Annotated in this window: 17 protein-coding genes and 1 riboswitch; of the genes, 11 read left to right on the plus strand and 6 right to left on the minus strand. The window is 69.6% G+C overall.

Going from position 1 to position 17,092, the window contains the following annotated elements:
• Positions 1-90 precede the first annotated feature (90 nt).
• The 4 genes from qcrB to ctaE are packed head-to-tail and all read right to left on the minus strand — an operon-like array spanning position 91 to position 4,274.
• Positions 91-1,704, minus strand: coding sequence for a cytochrome bc1 complex cytochrome b subunit (qcrB, locus tag BLS97_RS16570; protein WP_090477768.1), 1,614 nt, complete (start codon positions 1,702-1,704; stop codon positions 91-93).
• Positions 1,701-2,825 (minus strand): cytochrome bc1 complex Rieske iron-sulfur subunit, encoded by a 1,125-nt coding sequence (gene qcrA, locus BLS97_RS16575; protein WP_090477771.1) that lies wholly within the window; start codon positions 2,823-2,825, stop codon positions 1,701-1,703. The genes qcrB and qcrA overlap by 4 nt, the downstream gene beginning before the upstream one ends.
• The gene (gene qcrC / locus BLS97_RS16580; protein ID WP_090482437.1) at positions 2,822-3,601 is read right to left on the minus strand and encodes a cytochrome bc1 complex diheme cytochrome c subunit; all 780 of its coding nucleotides are present in this window, start codon (positions 3,599-3,601) and stop codon (positions 2,822-2,824) included. The genes qcrA and qcrC overlap by 4 nt, the downstream gene beginning before the upstream one ends.
• 58 nt (positions 3,602-3,659) lie before the next feature.
• On the minus strand, positions 3,660-4,274 hold the full coding sequence (gene ctaE, locus BLS97_RS16585) for an aa3-type cytochrome oxidase subunit III (RefSeq protein ID WP_090477774.1): 615 nt from the start codon (positions 4,272-4,274) through the stop codon (positions 3,660-3,662).
• A 203-nt stretch (positions 4,275-4,477) separates the two neighbouring features.
• On the opposite strand from ctaE, the gene BLS97_RS16590 reads away from it, so the two are divergent.
• A complete protein-coding gene (locus BLS97_RS16590; RefSeq protein ID WP_172832291.1) occupies positions 4,478-4,888 on the plus strand; it encodes a response regulator transcription factor in 411 nt (136 codons plus the stop codon).
• Positions 4,889-4,891: 3 nt separating this feature from the next.
• Complete coding sequence (gene trpD / locus BLS97_RS16595; RefSeq protein WP_090477781.1) at positions 4,892-5,953, plus strand: anthranilate phosphoribosyltransferase; 1,062 nt, start codon at positions 4,892-4,894, stop codon at positions 5,951-5,953.
• 62 nt (positions 5,954-6,015) lie between these two features.
• On the opposite strand, the gene BLS97_RS16600 is transcribed toward trpD, so the two are convergent.
• Positions 6,016-6,297, minus strand: a complete 282-nt coding sequence (locus BLS97_RS16600; RefSeq protein WP_090477783.1) for an Lrp/AsnC family transcriptional regulator — start codon at positions 6,295-6,297, stop codon at positions 6,016-6,018.
• Positions 6,298-6,380: 83 nt separating this feature from the next.
• Positions 6,381-8,135, minus strand: a complete 1,755-nt coding sequence (locus tag BLS97_RS16605; protein WP_231988148.1) for a DEDD exonuclease domain-containing protein — start codon at positions 8,133-8,135, stop codon at positions 6,381-6,383.
• A gap of 227 nt (positions 8,136-8,362) precedes the next feature.
• On the opposite strand from BLS97_RS16605, the gene BLS97_RS16610 reads away from it, so the two are divergent.
• The 9 genes from BLS97_RS16610 to BLS97_RS16650 all read left to right on the plus strand — a co-directional run bounded on the left by BLS97_RS16610 (position 8,363) and on the right by BLS97_RS16650 (position 17,077).
• Complete coding sequence (locus BLS97_RS16610) at positions 8,363-9,691, plus strand: NYN domain-containing protein (RefSeq protein WP_090477786.1); 1,329 nt, start codon at positions 8,363-8,365, stop codon at positions 9,689-9,691.
• Positions 9,692-9,822: 131 nt separating this feature from the next.
• Positions 9,823-9,969 carry a hypothetical protein gene (locus tag BLS97_RS16615; protein WP_231988149.1) on the plus strand — a complete coding sequence of 49 codons (147 nt, stop codon included), beginning with the start codon at positions 9,823-9,825 and terminating at the stop codon, positions 9,967-9,969.
• A gap of 232 nt (positions 9,970-10,201) precedes the next feature.
• A riboswitch (cyclic di-AMP (ydaO/yuaA leader) is annotated at positions 10,202-10,358 on the plus strand.
• Positions 10,357-11,670 carry a C40 family peptidase gene (locus BLS97_RS16620; protein ID WP_090477792.1) on the plus strand — a complete coding sequence of 438 codons (1,314 nt, stop codon included), beginning with the start codon at positions 10,357-10,359 and terminating at the stop codon, positions 11,668-11,670. Its footprint overlaps the riboswitch before it by 2 nt.
• A gap of 190 nt (positions 11,671-11,860) precedes the next feature.
• Entirely contained in the window at positions 11,861-12,985 is a 1,125-nt protein-coding gene (locus BLS97_RS16625) for a glycosyltransferase family 4 protein (RefSeq protein ID WP_090477795.1), read from the plus strand.
• A gap of 28 nt (positions 12,986-13,013) precedes the next feature.
• Positions 13,014-13,808, plus strand: coding sequence for a metallophosphoesterase family protein (locus tag BLS97_RS16630; RefSeq protein WP_090477798.1), 795 nt, complete (start codon positions 13,014-13,016; stop codon positions 13,806-13,808).
• A 44-nt stretch (positions 13,809-13,852) separates the two neighbouring features.
• Positions 13,853-14,290, plus strand: a complete 438-nt coding sequence (locus BLS97_RS16635) for an SRPBCC family protein (RefSeq protein ID WP_090477801.1) — start codon at positions 13,853-13,855, stop codon at positions 14,288-14,290.
• The gene (locus BLS97_RS16640; protein WP_090477806.1) at positions 14,287-15,669 is read left to right on the plus strand and encodes an ArsA family ATPase; all 1,383 of its coding nucleotides are present in this window, start codon (positions 14,287-14,289) and stop codon (positions 15,667-15,669) included. Before BLS97_RS16635 ends, BLS97_RS16640 begins: the two co-directional genes overlap by 4 nt.
• Positions 15,666-16,049 (plus strand): hypothetical protein, encoded by a 384-nt coding sequence (locus tag BLS97_RS16645; RefSeq protein WP_090477809.1) that lies wholly within the window; start codon positions 15,666-15,668, stop codon positions 16,047-16,049. Before BLS97_RS16640 ends, BLS97_RS16645 begins: the two co-directional genes overlap by 4 nt.
• Positions 16,046-17,077: an ROK family protein gene (locus BLS97_RS16650; RefSeq protein ID WP_090477812.1), complete on the plus strand. Its 1,032-nt coding sequence runs from the start codon at positions 16,046-16,048 to the stop codon at positions 17,075-17,077. Before BLS97_RS16645 ends, BLS97_RS16650 begins: the two co-directional genes overlap by 4 nt.
• Positions 17,078-17,092: the final 15 nt, after the last annotated feature.

A 17,092-nucleotide genomic window follows, 5' to 3' on the forward strand; every position in this document is an offset into this window, starting at 1 on the left:
GATCTGATCCGGTGGGGCCCTTCTGGTCTGTGCTGCGAATCCTGACTCCTGTGTCACGACCCTGGCGCGGCCGCCGTGGTGCGGCGCCGATCAGTGGTCGCTGCCCACCTCGAGCGAACCCTGGCCGGCGTGATCGGAGTGGTCGATCTTCCCGCTCTCGTCCACCGGGTTGAACATGCCCTTGACGGCCAGACCGGCCGACCCGAGCTGGTTCATCCGCTTCGGCACCGGAGCGCCCTGGTAGGCCAGCGGAATCGCGTGGCCGTGGTCGTCCAGGCCACCAAGGGGCTGGTGGACCTCGATGAACTCGCCGTGGGGGAGTCGCTTGATGATGCCCGTCTCGATTCCGTGCTCCAGGACGTCACGGTCGGAGTGCTGCAGACCGAGGCAGAGTCGGTAGGTGATCACGTAGCAGATCACCGGCAGCACGATGGAGCCGATACGGCCGACCCAGGTCATCACGTTCAGCGAGATGTCGAACTTGAAGGCGATCAGGTCGTTCGCGCCGTTGAGCAGGTTGATGACGTAGAAGCCGATGAAGGCAACACCCAGCGAGGTGCGCACCGGGACATCCCGCGGGCGCTGCAGGATGTTGTGCAACGCGTAGTCCTTGGTGAACTTCTTCTCGATGAACGGATACGAGATCACCAGGATCATCAAGACCGTGGCGCCACCGATGGCAGGGAAGAAGACGGCCGGGATCATGTAGTGCCCGAACAGGTTCCGGACCTCCCAGGCCGGCCAGACGCGGACCATGCCGTCCAGGAAGCCCATGTAGAAGTCGGGTTGGGCGCCGGCGGACACCTGCGCCGGGTTGTACGGACCGTTCGTCCAGACCGGGTTGATCTGGAACAGCCCGGCCATGATGGCGATGATGCCGGTGACGACGGCGAAGAAGCCGCCGCCCTTGGCCGCGAAGGTGGGCAGCACCCGGACGCCGACGACGTTGTTCTCGGTAGCCCGCGGTCCGGCGAACTGGGTGTGCTTCTGGAACCAGACGAGGGCCACGTGCACGGCGATCAGGGCCAGGATGATGCCCGGGATGACCAGGATGTGCAGCGAGTAGAACCGCCCGATGACGATGGTCCCCGGGTAGTCACCGCCGAACACGGCCCAATGGACCCAGGTACCGATCACCGGGATGGAGAGCAGGAACGCGGACACGGCACGCAGGCCGGTACCGGACAGGAGGTCGTCGGGCAGCGAGTAACCCAGGAAGCCCTCGGCCATGCCCAGCACCAGCAGCAGCACGCCGATGATCCAGTTGGCCTCGCGCGGCTTGCGGAAGGCGCCGGTGAAGAAGATGCGCGCCATGTGCAGCATCATCGAGGCCAGGAAGATCAACGCGGCCCAGTGGTGGATCTGGCGGACCAGCAGACCGCCGCGGACCTCGAAGGAGATGTCGACGGTGGATTTGTAGGCCAGCGACATGGGGACGCCACGCAGCTTGTCGTAGACGCCGTTGTAGATCGTCTCGCCCATGGACGCGTCGAAGAACAGTGTCAGGTAGACGCCCGACAGCAGCAGGATCAGGAACGAGTAGAGGGCGACCTCGCCGAGCATGAAGGACCAGTGCGTCGGGAAGACCTTGTTCATCGCCGTCCGCAGCGGACGGGCTCCGTGGTAACGGATGTCCGCGCCGTCGAGCGCGGCCTGCATCGGGCCGCCGGACTTCTTCTTGGTGCGGGTGGTCAGACGACTCATGAGGTCTTGCTTCCCTTCGGGTGCGATCCCCACTTGTTCTTACCCTGGTACGACTCCCAGAAACCCGGGCCGACGGGCTCGATGAAGTCGCTGCGGGCAACGAAGTAGCCCTCGTCGTCGAGCTCGATCGGCAACTGCGGCAACGGGCGGGTAGCCGGGCCGAAGACCGGCTTCGCGCCGTCCAGCACGTCGAACTGCGACTGGTGGCACGGACACAGGATGCGCCCGGTCTGCTGCTCGTACAACGACACCGGGCAGCCGACGTGGGTGCAGATCTTCGAGTAGGCGTAGTAGTCCCCGTACTCGAAACCGTCCTGACCGTCACGGATCCTGACCTGTGCGTCGGAGCGGAGACGGAAGAGCATGACCGCCGAGTCGGAGGCCTTGGCCCCACCGGCGACGCCGGGGAACACGGTGGCCAGTGAGCCGGCCGCGAGGTCGGAGGGCTTGACCGGCGTGCCGTCGATCTGCGTCAGGCGGACCTTCTTGTTGTTCACCGGGCGCCATAGCGTGACCCAGAGATCGGAATCGGATCCCTTGTCCCACGGATTCTTGATGACGCCGCCGAGCAGGGGGATCAAGGTGGCCAGACCGAGGGCACCGCCGGCCAGGGCGAGGGAGCCCTTCAGCACGCCGCGCCGCTTGACCAGGCCCATCTTGTCGACGGTGTCGACGACCTCGGCTCCGAGGGTGCGGCGGTCGATCTCGTCCGACATGCCGATGTGCCGCTGCTGGACGGCCACCTCGTGCGGGGCGATCTTCTTGGCCAGGGCGATCACGCCGATGCCGAAGAACAGGATGGAGCCGCCCAGGGTGGCACCGATGAGCGGCGTGTACAGGGCGTACCAGTTCTGCTCGTCACCCTGGTAGACCGAACGGTAACCGGCCGGCCAGACGATGAACAGCACGACGAAGGCGACGCCGAAGAGGGCGGCCAGCAGGAACCAGCGGGCCACGCTGCGCTCGGCCCGCCGGTCAGCCGGGGAACCGGGAATGTAACGCTCGCCGTACTCGACCAGTTCGACCCCGTCGAGGGCGGCGCCGAGACGCGCACGATCCTCGGTGGACATCCTCGAGAGCTCGTCGTCGGACGGGATCTCCACGTTCTCCCCGCCGCTCATGCCCGTGCCCCCATCCAGAGAGTCAGGGCCACGATGGCGCCCATGCCGATGAGGAAAGCGACCAGACCTTCAGGGGCCGGACCGAATCCGCCGAGCGAGTAGCCGCCCGGGGCGACGGTGGCCTTGTTGTTCTGGACGAAGGTGACGATGGCCTTCTTCTCGTCCGGGGTCAGCTGCGCGTCCGAGAACTTGGGCATGTTCTCCGGGCCGGACAGCATGGCCGCGTAGATCTGCTGGTCCGTGGCCTGATCGAGACTGGGGGCGTACTTGCCCTGGGACAGGGCGCCGCCCTGGCCGGTGAAGTTGTGGCAGGACGCGCAGTTCAACCGGTACAGCTCGCCGCCCTTGGCCACGGCCGCGGCGTTCACCAGGCTGCCCTTCGGCACTTCGGGGCCGCCACCGTTGGACTCGATGTAGGCGCTGAGGTAGTTGATCTGCTCGTCCGTGAAGTACGGCGTCTTGCGCTGCATCTGTGCGCCGTTGGCCGTGGCCGGCATCCGGCCGGTGGACACCTGGAAATAGGTGGCCGCCTGTCCGACGCCGATCAACGAGGGGCCGCGGTCGAGCACGCCCTGCAGGTTCGAGCCGTGGCACGCGATGCAGGACGTCTGGTAGATGTCCTTGCCCTTGGCGATGTCGGCCGTGTTGGCGGTGTCCGCCGAGGCGGCCTGGGGGTTCGGCGCGATCGCGGAGTAGGCGAATCCCATCGCGATCAGTGCGAACAGGAGCGCCAGTCCACCGGTGATCCGGCGGGTGGCTTTCGTACGTCGGGTCATGCGGGGCACCTCGTACTCGTATCGCGGCGGGCGGAGCACTGCGGGATGTGAACCGGGATCATTTGACGATGTAGATGGTGGCGAACAGACCGATCCACACGATGTCGACGAAGTGCCAGTAGTAGGACACGACGATGGCGCTGGTGGCCTGGGCCGGGGTGAACTTCGACAGCTTCGTCCGGGCGATCAGGATGCAGAAGGCGATGAGACCGCCGATCACGTGCAGACCGTGGAAGCCGGTGGTCAGGTAGAACACCGTCCCGTAGGCCGAAGTGGACATGTTCGTGCCCTCTTCGACCAGGCTGCGGTACTCGTTCGCCTGGCCCAGCACGAAGATGAAGCCCATCAGCAGGGTGAGGCTGTACCAGCGGCGCAGACCGAAGACATCACCCCGCTCGGCGGCGAACACCCCGAACTGACAGGTGAACGACGACGCCACCAGGATCAGGGTGTTGACCAACGCGTACGGGATGTCCAGATGGGTCGGCGATTGCGGCCAGCCCGTCGTGGACGTCGCCTTGGCGGTGAAGTAGATGCCGAACAGGCCGGCGAAGAACATCAACTCACTGGAGAGCCACACGATCACGCCGACGCTCACCATGTTCGGGCGGTTGAGCGTGTGGATGCGAGAGCTGATGGCGGGGGGCCCTGATCGGCCGGTCGCTGTCGTCACATGTGGATTATGGACTGCCCGCCCGACGGTTGCGCCCGTGGGGCTACGCAAATCCGCAGTGATCTCGCGGTGGTTTCACATCTGTGCAGTTCAGGGCGGGTAAATCGTCTTCGACACATTGTAAAAATTGATGTTCCCGGCGCGCCGCGGCCGACCGACCCGGTCGCGGTCCCGATCGCGGCCTACCTCTAGGATCTGTGTCCATGAGCAACCGCGTTGTTGTGGTCTACAGCCACCGGGCCGACGTGCGCGAACGGATCATGACGGCGGTCGGTCGACGCCCGGCGCCCGACGTCGGGCGGATCGACTTCCTGGAGTGCGCGAGCGTGGCCGACGTCCTGATGGCCATCGACGACCAGGTGGCGGACGTGGTGATCCTGGACGGAGAGGCGCAGCCAACGGGCGGCATCGGGATCTCGCGCCAGATCCACCAGGAGGCGACGGTCATTCCGCCGATCATGTTGACCGTGCGGCGGGCCGCCGACCGGTGGCTCGCGACCTGGGCCAAGGCCGACGAGGTCCTGGTCCACCCACTCGACCCGGTGATCGCCGCGGAGACCCTCGCGTCCCTGCTGCGTCGCACCCCGGTTCGGGCGCCGTCCGGCTCGGTCTGACCGGTGGGTTCTGCGCAGGCGGCGGATTTCACCTGGCCGGAGATTCTCGGTGCGCTTCTGGCCGGCCGCGATCTGGCCTCCGATCGCACCGAATGGGCGATGGACCGGATCATGAACGGCGAAGCCACTCCGGCCCAGATCGCCGCCTTCGCCGTTGCGCTGCGGGCCAAGGGCGAGACGGCGTCGGAGATCGCGGGGCTGGCCGACTCCATGTTGTCGCACTGCGTGCCCGTGCACGTGCCGGGGCGGACGGTCGACATCGTCGGCACCGGAGGCGACCGTTCGAACACGGTCAACATCTCGACCATGTCGGCCATCGTGACCGCCGCGGCCGGCGCGACCGTGGTCAAGCACGGCGGACGGGCCGCGTCCAGCAAATGTGGGGCGGCCGACCTGCTCGAGGGGCTCGGCGTACCGATCATGCTGGGTCCGGACGGGGTTGCGGCCACCGTGGCCAGGGCCGGCATCGGCTTCTGCTTCGCGCAGGTGTTCCACCCGTCGATGCGGTTCGCCGGCCCGACCCGCCGCGAGCTCGGCGTACCCACCTTCTTCAATGTGCTCGGTCCACTGTCGAACCCGGCCCGTCCAGCGGCTTCGGCCATCGGTTGCGGGAACCCGGCCATGGCTCCGGTCATCGCCGGAGTGTTCGCCGCCCGTGGGGCCGAGGTTCTGGTCTTCCGCGGCGATGACGGGCTGGACGAACTGACGACGACCACGACGTCCACGGTGTGGGTGGTGCGGGACGGGACGGTCGGGACGGCCGTCGTCGATCCGGCCCGGCTGGGAGTGCGGCCGGCCGCCCCGGAGGATCTGGTCGGCGGGGACGTCGCGTTCAACACGGCGGTGGCCCGGCGCCTGTTCGACGGGGAGAGGGGCGCGGTGCACGACGCCGTCGTCCTCAACTCCGCGGCCGCGATCGCCGTTCACACCGGCCTTTCCGGCGATCTGGAGGCCGATCTCGCCGCGGGCCTGGTCCGGGCCACGGACGCGTTGGAGTCAGGTGCCGCCGCGGCTCTGCTGGCCCGATGGGTGCAGGTCGGCGCGGAGCTGTCGGCCGGAGCCTGATCTCCGGCGATCTCGCCGGGGTTTCGGCGGTCTCCTTCCACGGAGCTCGCGGACGGGCGGCGTCAGTCCTGCAGCCCTATGGAGAAAGCGTCGGCCGTGTCGCGCTGCGAATACGAGCGGAAGGCGATGTGGGTGACCGTCCGGGTCACGCCGGGCACCTTGCTGATCCGGCTCGGCACCAGATCGGCCACGGCCGCGTGGTCGGCGACCGAGACGATCGCGACCAGGTCGACATCGCCCGCGCACGAGTAGACCTGATCGACGCCGGGCAGGTCCGCAATGGCCTGGGCGGCTTCGCCGATCCGGTCGGCCTCCACGTCGATCATCACGATGGCTGTCACCATTGTTAGTTCTCCTGTCGTGATGCGGGTCGGTACGGCGCCACCGCGATGCTATCGCCCGGGTCGGCCCGCCCCTGATCGCCGGGTCAGTGGCGCCACGTGGGCCCGGCCAGTTGGGCTCGCGCCAGGTCGACGGCGGCCATGAAGGGCCGCCAACGGCCGGCTCCGCGGGCCGGGCTGCGCCAAGGTTCGCTCGTGTGCACCAGACGGGTACCGGGTTCCTCGACCCACCGCAGCAGCGTGGCCGTCTCCTCGGCGCTGGCCCCGGGGAGCGGTCCCGGTCGTGGCACCACCGTTTCGGCCGACGCGGTCAGAAGGTCGACGACGGGCATCGGATCGACTCCGAGCCGGGCTCGCCCGGCCGCGGCCAGCCGGCCGTACCGGATCACCGCGAGCTCCCAGCCGCCGTGGGCCGAGGGTCGGGCCGTCACCAACTCTTCGATTCCCGCGAACGAGCTCAGGCGCTGCCGGCGGTCGACCGCCTGGGCCAGCACGGAAAGCCGGTCCCGCAGGACGGCGGCCTGGTCGAAACGACCCTCGGCCGACAGTTTCTCCAGCCGCGTCCGCAGACCGTCGAGCACCTCGTCCGAGGCTCCGTCGACCAGGGCGGAGATCCGCCCGACGTGAGTCGCGTAGGCCGCCGCTTCCTCCTGGCCGGCGCACGGCGCGCCGCACCGGCCCAGTTCGGCCAGCGCGCACGGCGATCCCGTGGGTCTGCGCCCGAGCCGCTGGGAGCATCGCCGGATCCGCACCACCTCCTGGAGCGCTTCCACCGCCGTGGTCGCATCGGCGCGAGAAGTGAACGGCCCCAACGCTCCCGGCCGGTCAGCCGGAGGCGTCGCGACGATGCTCAACCGCGGGAACGTCTCACTGGTCAGGACGATCCAGAAGACCTTGTTGGGGGATCGCGACCGATGGTTGTACTTCGGCTGATGGATGGCGATCATCCGTTGTTCGCGGACGTGGGCCTCGAGCGCGTGGGCGCACTCGACATAGTCGACCCGCTCGGCCAGGGTGACCATCTGTTTGATCTTCCCGCGGGTCTCACCCGCGCCGAAGTACGACCGGACGCGGCGGCGCAGGTTGACCGATGTCCCGACGTAGAGCACTTCGCCGTTCGGGCCCTTGAACAGGTAGACCCCGGGCGTGGCCGGCAGATGATCGGCCAGGGTGCGCTTGCGTCGGCGCGCCGGTGACACGTCCCGGGAGAGCTGCTGCAACTCGGTCAGGCTCTGCACGCCCAGTGGGCCGAGACGCTCGAACAGCGCGTGCAGGACGTCGACCGTGGCCCGGGCATCGGTGAGGGCCCGATGGTCGGGGGCCACTGTCGATCCGAGCAACGGAGCCAGCAGACCGAGCCGGACGCTCGGTGCCTCTTCCCGGGACAGCACCCGCCGAGCCAGACGCACGGTGTCGACCACCGCGTTTCCCGGCCACGGTATGCCCAGCCGGTCGCACGCCGCTTTCAGGAACCCGATGTCGAAGCCCGCGTTGTGGGCCACCAGTACGCATCCCCGACTGAACTCGAGGAAGGAGGGGAGAACGGTGGCGATCGTCGGCGCGTTCATCACCATGGCGTCGGTGATCCCGGTCAGCATGACGATCTGCGGCGGGATGGCCCGACCGGGATCGACCAGCGTGGCGAACTCACCGAGCACCGCACCGGCCCGCACCTTGACCGCCCCGATCTCGGTGATCGACTCGGTGAGGTGTGAACCGCCGGTGGTCTCCAGATCGACCACCACGAACGTCACGTCCCGCAGTGGATCGTCGAGTTCGTCGAAGCTCCGCTGCCCGTACGGCGGCCCGGCGAGCAGGGAAGTGTTACCTCTGGTACTCACGGGGCAGACGTTAACCGTGGGCACCGACAGCGACGTCGGGTGAGGGACGCTGGTACGGCAGGTGGCGACGCATTCGTGGCGGGAAGGGTGTCGGTTGACCCGGGCCGTGACGGCGACCAGGCGGAGGGCGACTGCGACGGTGGGGCCGGCCGCCGTGCGGGCGGCACAATGACAGGTCAACGGTGCCTACGCGGAGCACCGGGTAGGAACGGGAGGAGGACGGCCGGATGACACAGACCCCCAGCCGGTCCGCCGACCCCGATGAGCCGCACGTTTCCCCATCGACGACGCCGGACGGGCTGAGTGTCGCCGATCTCCCCGCTCCGGTCCGGTCGGTGGTGGTCCGCTGGGCCGCCGACACGCTCGGGCAACTGCTGCCGGCGCAGACGCCGAACCAGCTGCTCCGGGTCGCCCGGTTCACCCCGGCCAAGCGCGCGCGCCTCGGCGCGCCGGCGCTGGCCGGGGCGATCGATTCCGACGCCGGCTTTCGGGCCGCGGTCGCCGAGCGGGCGCGCTCGTCCAGGAGCTCCGCGGACGAACGCCAGGATCCGGCCGAAGCGGCGGCGGCAGCCTTCCTCCTGCGGTTGCCGGACGAGGAACGGTTGCTGGCCGGCATCCCACGCGAACCGGAAGTCGCCGACGAGACGGTCGAACTGAGACGCACGGTGCGTCGGCTACGACGTGAGCTTGAGCGCACCGCCGCCGAACGGGACCAGGCGAAGGCCCAGATCCTGGCCCGCCCGGAAGGTTCCGAGGAGGCGGACAAGCTGCGCCGCCGTCTCCGCGAACAGGGCACCCGGCTGCGTCAGGCCGAACTGGCCGCGACCGAGACCACCGAGCGGGTCGAATCCGAGCTGGGCTCGCTGCGCGCGGAGAACATCCGCCTGGCGGCCGAGGTGCGCAACTGGCAGGACCGTGCGCGGTCGGCCACCGAGCGCGCCGACCGCGCGCAGGAGACGCTCGGACGCTTGCGCGAGCAGACCGGTCAGCACAAGGCGACCGCGGACCGCCGGTTGGACCTGCTGCTGTCGACCGTGGAAGGCGCGGTCAGCGGACTGCGTCGGGAGTGGGACCTCATCGGCGGTGGCAGTGACCCGGCTGATCTGGTGGCCGGGCGGCTGCCGGGCGCCGTCACGGCGCCCGAGTCGACCGCCGAGCCGGCCCGGCTGGCCAGTTGGCTCGCTCTGCCGGCCGCGCACCTGATCGTCGACGGCTACAACGTCACCAAGACGGGATACCCGGATCTGACCCTGGCGCAACAACGAGATCGGCTGGTACGCCAGCTCGCGGCGCTGTCCGCGCGCACCGCGGCCGAGGTGACGATCGTGTTCGACGGGGCCGCGGTGGCGGTACCCGCCCCGCCGGGACGGGGGATCCGGGTGCTGTTCTCCCCGCCCGGGGTGATCGCCGACGACGTGATCCGCGATCTGGTCGCGGCCGAACCGCTGGGGCGGGTGGTGGTCGTCGTCAGTTCGGATCGGGAGGTCGCCGACGGAGTGCGCCGCCGTGGCGCCCGGACGGCGGCGTCGACGGTCCTGCTCGCCCTGCTGGCCTGAGGCCGCTGTCGGTGCCGACCCTTAACGTCCTGCTCAACGCGCCGGATCGCCCGGCCGCTGCTGGAGGTGGAGTCATGCACATCGATTGCGACAGCTGCACGGTCCGAGGGGATGCGTGTTCGGGTTGCGTGGTGACGGTCCTGCTCGGTATGCCGTCGAGCCGGATGGAATGGGACGAGGATGAGGAGCGGGCGATTGGGGTACTGGCTGCCTCGGGTCTGGTGCCGCCTCTGCGGCTGGTGCGGGCGGTCGATCATTCGTCGCGGCAGGCCGGTTGAGGTCGGCCGGGCGGTTCCCTTCCCGCCCCGCCGGGTTGCGTCCCGGGGGAGTGATCCTTGTCACTCAATCGGTTGTAACGATTTGCGTCTCCGCACGGTTTGCCGCCAGTTGATCATCGAAGTTCGGGCCCCGGCCAAAATGAGTTGAAGTTTCAAGCGTCCGACTGGACTAAGGCGTGTCCTTCTCGTAATCTGATCGAGATCTTCTGCGAAGGACGCCAGTCGGGTGACCTGGAAGATCACGCCGAATCGGCCGCCTTCGACAGCGCCGAACCGGGGACCCAGGTTCGTTGGGGTGAATCCCGATCGTGGTTCGTTCCACGGTCGGGTAGGGCTACTTCCTGGCCCGAATCCGTCAGCTAACCCGGTAGGCGTCGAGGAGGAAAGGTGCGCCTCATCTTGGCGACGCACGACCAAACCACGCGTGTCCGGAGATTCCGCCGGAGCAAGGCTCTTTTCGTCGGTGTCGCCGTCACCTTCGGTGTCGCGCTGGCCGGGGCAGTCCCCGCCTCTGCGACGCCAGCCACCACCCCGGCCCCGCCGAGCAACTCCAGTGACGCAAAGGCGGCCTGGGAGAACAGTTCCCACCAGGCCGAGATCGCGGCCGAGCAGGTGAACGGTGCCAAGGAGGCCCAGGCGAAGGCCGAGAAGGCCGCCCAGCAGGCCGGCGACGAGCTGACGACCGCGAAGAACATCGCGGCCACGTCACAGAAGTCAGCCGCGGCCGCCGCTGCGAATGTTGCGTCCTACCAGGCCAAGCTCGACGCGTTCGCGAACGCGAGTTTCCGCGGTGCGAACCTCAGCCAGTTCAGCGTCATCCTCACCGCGCAGTCGGCCGATGACTTCCTCGACGAGTCCACGGTCGTGAACCGGGTCGCCGAAGACACCCAGAAGACGCTGAAGGATGCCGTCGCCGCCAAGAACACCGCGGCCAGCGCGAAGGCCCAGGCTGACGCCGCCGAGGTCGCCGCCGAGACCGCGAAGACCAGGGCCGACGCGGCCAAGGTCGCGGCTGACACCGCCGCCGCCACCGCGACCAGCAAGAAGGCAACGCTCGACGCCGCCGCGGCCAACTACAAGAAGCTCTACGAAAAGCTCTCGGCGAAGGAGAAGGCCGACGCCGCCGCCGCGGCCGCGCAGGCCCGTCAGCAATCCCTCCAGTTGCAGGCCGAGGCCCAGGCCGCCGCCGCGGCCCAGGCGGCCGCCGCGAAGCAGGCGCCGTCCGCGACGTCCAGCAACTCGTCGTCCAGTTCCGCCAGCTCGCCCGCAAGTTCCGCGAGTTCGGCCGGCTCCTCCGCGACGACCGCCAGCAGTTCGGCTTCCAGCCCCGTCACCGGTGGCGGTGACGCCGCGGGTCGTGCCGCCGCCGCGTTCGCTCTGCAGCAGGTCGGCAAGGCCTATGTCTACGCCGGTGACGGGCCGAGCGCGTACGACTGCTCGGGCCTGACCACCGCCGCGTGGGCCTCGGCCGGCGTCAGCATTCCGCGGACCAGCTACGAGCAGGCGAACTTCCCCTCGGTCCCGCTCGATCAGCTGCAGCCGGGTGACCTGGTCACCTACTACTCGCCGGTCAGCCACGTGGCCATCTACATCGGCAACGGACAGGTTGTCAGTGCCGCCGACGAGCAGCTGGGCATCGTGATCCGCTCGGTTGATCGGGCCGGCCCCGACGCCACCGGTCACCGCGTCCCCCGGGGCTGACCGCTCCACCTCTCACCATCGGTTGCCCGGTGGCCGGCATCGGCCGGCCCCGGGCAATCGGTCGTTGCGCGGGGCGCAGTATCGAGTGGAGGTGAGGACGCCCGGGCCAAGGCTCGAGGCCGGCGCCAGGGAACCCGCCGAGCCGGTAGTGGCTTTCACCCCGCACCTTCGCACCCCGTACGTTGTGGCAGTGCGTAGAACCTTGCTCGTCACCAATGACTTCCCACCCCGAGCCGGCGGCATCCAGTCCTACGTACAGGCCCTGGCCGTGCGGATGCCGGCGGCGGACCTGGTCGTCTACGCCCCGGCCTGGGCCGGAGCCGAGGAGTTCGACGCGGCCCAGGACTTCGAGGTCGTCCGGCACCCGAGCTCGCTGATGCTGCCGGTGCCGTCGGTGGCCCGCCGGGCCAAGAAGCTGATCGAACGTCACCGACTGGAGGCGGTCTGGTTCGGCGCCGCGGCCCCGCTGGCCCTGCTGACCCCGACTTTGCGTCGGGCCGGCATCGTGCGGGCCGTGGCCAGCACCCACGGACACGAGGTCGGGTGGTCCATGCTGCCCGGATCCCGGCAGGCCCTGCGGGCGATCGGGCGGGAGGTGGACGTGGTGACATTCGTCAGCCGGTACGCGCGCCGCCGGATCGCGGCGGCGCTCGGGCCGACCGCGGCCCTTGAGTATCTGCCGGCCGGGGTCGACACCACCGTCTTCCGGCCCGATCCGGGGGCCAGGACGAGGGTCAGGTCCGCCCTCGGCCTGGGCCAACGGCCGGTCGTCGCCTGCATCTCCCGACTGGTCGCCCGCAAGGGGCAGGACATGCTGATCCGTGCCCTGCCCGGGGTGCTCGAGTCCGTCCCCGACGCGGTGCTGCTGGTCGTCGGGGGTGGACCGGACGCCGACGCGCTCCGCCGACTGGCCGACGACGTCGGCGTGGCCGAGAACGTGACCTTCGTCGGTAGCGTGCCCTGGCCGGAGCTACCCGCCCACTACGCCGCGGCGGATGTGTTCGCCATGCCGTGCCGGACTCGCGGTGGAGGCCTGGACGTCGAAGGCCTCGGCATCGTGTTCCTGGAAGCTTCGGCCATGCAACTGCCGGTGGTGGCGGGTGACTCCGGAGGTGCGCCGGAGGCGGTACTGCCCGGTCGGACCGGGTTGGTCGTCGGCGGCCGTGACGTCGACGGGATCGCCCAGGCCATTAGCGGCCTGCTCCTGGACCGCGAACGTTCGGCCCGGATGGGCGCCGCGGGACGGGAATGGATCACCGAGCGGTGGAACTGGCAGCGCAGCGCCGACCGCCTGGCCGACCTGCTCAGCCGATGACGGCGGCCGACCAACTACCGTGCTGGCTGTGAGGGTTTCGTTCGTATCCGACGTGCACGGCAACATCGAGGCTCTGGCCCGCGCGGCCGAGCAGGCCGAACAGCTGGTGGTGCTGGGGGATCTGCTCGACTACGTCGACTACCACGATCACGGGAACGGCATCCTGGGGGCGATCTTCGGCTCGGACAAGGTCCGGCAGTTCGCCGCCATGCGGGTGGCCGGGGACTTCCCGGCCCTGCGCGACTACAACCATCGCCTCTGGGCCTCCCTTGACGATGGGCCCGCCGTCCTGGCCGAGGTCGTCGACCGGCGCTATCGGGCGGTCTACCAGGCCGTGGGTCCGGAGGCGTTGCTGATCCTGGGGAACGTGGATGTCCAGTCGGCATGGGAGGAATCGGTCGGTCACCTGCTGCCCAACCGCGACGGTCAGGTCGTCGAGGTGGCCGGCCGCCGATTCGGCTTCGTGGCCGGCGGCTCGTCCCGGCCGGGCCTCGTTCCGCGTCCCTCGGAGCAGGCCTGGCGTCCTCTGGTCCGGCCGGCCGTCGAGTTCCAGGCAGCGTTGGCATCGCTCGGGCCGGTCGACGTGCTCTGCTCGCACATTCCGCCGGATCTGGTCGCCCTGCGGTACGACCGGGTTCCCGGACGGCTGGAGATGTACGGCCCGTCGCTGCTCGAGGCGATCGACGAGCACCAGCCGGACTTCGCCCTGTTCGGGCATGTGCATCAGCCGCTGGCCCGGCGGCAGCGCCGCGGGCGAACCGAATGCATCAACGTCGGGCACTTCCAGCGTCATCCGGTGACGTTCGACATCGAATTCGACTGACGACGGTCGGACCGGGGCCTTCGGCCTGGGTAATCTTTCGTCTTATGGCCGACTCTTCCACCGCATCGCTGACCATGAATGCGCCGGCGGGCGCGATCATGGATGTCATCGCCGACTTCACCGCCTACCCGGAATGGACCGGGGCCGTGAAGAACGCCGAGGTGACCGATCCGGGAAAGGGGCCGCGCGCCCGGCGGGTGAAGTTCGGACTGGACGCCGGGCTGATCAAGGACACCTACGAACTCGAGTACACCTGGGCCTCTGACGGCATGTCGGTCAGCTGGGAACTGGTCTCCGGAATGCTGCAGAAGGCCCAGCACGGGTCCTACCGGTTGCGTCCGGTCGACGGCGGAACCGAGGTCACCTATTCGCTGACCGTGCAGCTGAACGTCCCCCTGATCGGCCCGCTGCGCCGCAAGGCGGAGCGCACCATCATGGACACCGCCCTCAAGGAGCTGCGCAAACGAGTCGAGAAGGCGTGAGCGACACGATCGAACGGCCGGCCGTCCGGCCCGCGACCAGGACCCGGATCGTCCTGCACACCGGCAAGGGGGGTGTCGGGAAGACGACGATGTCAGCCGCGACCGCCCTCGCGGCGGCCCGCGCCGGACACCGGACGCTCCTGCTGTCCACCGACCCGGCGCACAGCATCGGGGACGTCCTGGACCTCGAGATCGGATCCGACGCCGCACCGGTGAACGGGGTGGACGGACTCTTCGCCGCCCAGGTCGACACCCGCGGCCGGTTCGAAGAGGCGTGGGCGGACATCCGTGGTTACCTGGTCGGGGTGCTGGCCGCCCGCGGGGTGTCTGAACTGCAGGCCGAGGAACTCACCGTGCTGCCCGGTGCGGACGAGATCATCGCCTTGCTGGAGGTACACCGCCGTGCCCTCGAGGGCCAGTTCGACGTGATCGTCGTCGACTGCGCACCGTCGGGAGAATCGTTGCGGCTGCTGGCCCTGCCCGAGACCATCCGCTTCTACGCCGACCGCCTGATGGGTGCGCCGGCCCGATTGATGAGGTCGCTGGCCGCCGGATTCGCCGGGCTGACAGGCGGTCGAGCGAGTTCCGGCCCGTCGGCGGCCCAGGTCTCGGATGCCTTGACCGGGCTGCTGGACGACCTGGCGGACGCCAGGGCGATGCTGGCCGACCCCGCCGTCACCCGGATCCGGGTGGTGGTGACACCGGAGCGAGTGGTGATCAACGAGGCCCGGCGGCTGCTGACCGGACTGGCGCTGCACGGATTCGCGGTGGAGTCGGTGCTGGTGAACCGGATGCTCCCGGAGATCGCCGTCGGCGGGGAGTTCATGGCCGCCTGGTATGCCGCCCAGCAGGCCTGCCGACCGTTGATCGAGGAGTCCTTCGGCCGGCTGCCGCTGCGTCAGGTCCGCCTGTCGGCCGTCGAGCCGATCGGTTTGTCGATGCTGGAAGATGTTGCCGCGCAACTGTTCGACGAGCTTGATCCGATTCCCGAAGCGGCCCCGGCACCCAGTCTCCGGACCGACGGCAGCGACGGCCGGTACCGGCTGCTGATCGATCTGCCGTTGGCCGAGCGGAGCGCCGTTGGCCTCAGCCGGGCCGGCGACGACCTGGTGATCACCATCGGGCCGCTGCGCCGACGCATCAGCCTGCCGTCCACCCTTCAACGCTGCCGCACCGTCGGGGCCAGCTTCTCCGGGGACACCCTGGTGGTGGAGTTCGTCCCCGATCTCGATCGGTGGCCGGCCGCGCTGTCCGAACCGTTGACCAGGCGTTCGACCTCACCTACGGACCATCCATGGTCGGAGGGCCGGCCCGCGTCCCAGAGCCGTTCGGGTGAGCCTCGAACCGGCGTCACGGCCGATCTGGCCGGTGCCTCGTGACGACGCCCGGTCACCAGGTCGGTGCCCTCGCCGATGAGGCCGGTCAGCTGCTGGACGCCGTCGCGGCCCGGCTGGACCGGATGAAGGCGGTTCGGGTCGAGGCCGGGGCCGAGGTGGGTGACGGCCCGACCGCGCCGGAGCCGCCCGCGGCCGGGACACCGCCGACCGAGCACGCCTGCGTCGGGTGGTGCCCGATCTGCCGTGGAGCCGAACTGCTGCGGGGTGACCGGACCGAGATCAGCGACCGTCTCCTGGACACCGCGATCCTGGTGGTCAGTACCCTCCGATCGCTCGTGCCCGATCCGTCGACGACCCCGTCGGCTTCGCCCGACCAGAGTGGCCCGGCGTCACCGGGTGTGGAACGGATCGACATCCGATGAGCGGCACCAGGTACAACATCGGGATCGACATCGGCGGCACCTCCGTCCGCGCGGCCGTGATCGACGACCGGTGCGAGGTCGTGGCCTCCCGGCGCGCCTCCACCCCGCGCACGGTGACCGAGACCGAGGACGTGCTGTCCTCCCTGATCTCCGAACTGGCCGGCGAGTACCAGGTGTCGGCGGCCGGACTGGCCGTCGCCGGATTCGTCAGCACCGATCGCTCCCAGGTCATGTTCGCGCCGCACCTGGCCTGGCGCGGCGATCCGGTGGCCGCGCGACTGGAGGCGCGACTGGGTCTGCCGGTGGTGATGGACCACGATGTCAACTCGGCCGCCTGGGCCGAGTACCGCGCGGGCGCGGCGCAGGGATCACCGGTCGCCCTGCTGGTGGCGCTGGGCACCGGAATCGGGGCGGGGCTCGTGATCGACGGCGCGATCTACCGCGGCGCGCACGGCGTGGCCCCGGAACTCGGTCACGTGGTGGTCGTCCCCGGCGGGCGGTCCTGTCCGTGCGGCAAGAACGGCTGCTGGGAGCGGTACTGCTCGGGTACGGCGTTGGCCCGGACGGCACGGGAGTTGCTGGACGGTCTGCCGGTCGGCGACTCCGACCCGATCGACGCGGCGGTGCGGGCGAGCAGTCCGCTGGCCCGTCAGGACCCGTCCGCGATCACCGGGACCATGGTCGCGGCGGCGGCCGCCGACGGTGACGCGGTGGCACTGGGCGCCATGGCCGACCTGAGCCGGTGGCTGGGCGTCGGCCTGGCCATGGCCACCGACATCCTGGATCCGGAGGTCATCGTGGTCGGTGGGGGAGTCGCCGCCGCGGCCGACCTCTACCTGCCGTCGGCCCGGGCTGACCTGTCGGCGGCGATCACCGGGGCCGGGCACCGGCCGGAACCACGGGTCGTGGTCGCGAAGTTCGGTGACCGCGCCGGCATCATCGGGGCCGCGCTGCTGGCCGGAGCCTCGGTCGGCGATGAGCCGGTGCCCGTGCCGGCCGGTCCCACCGCGGGCGTCGTCATCCGGTAAGGCGCCCAGGCCCGT

The organism is Nakamurella panacisegetis (assembly GCF_900104535.1).
Classification (GTDB): domain Bacteria; phylum Actinomycetota; class Actinomycetes; order Mycobacteriales; family Nakamurellaceae; genus Nakamurella; species Nakamurella panacisegetis.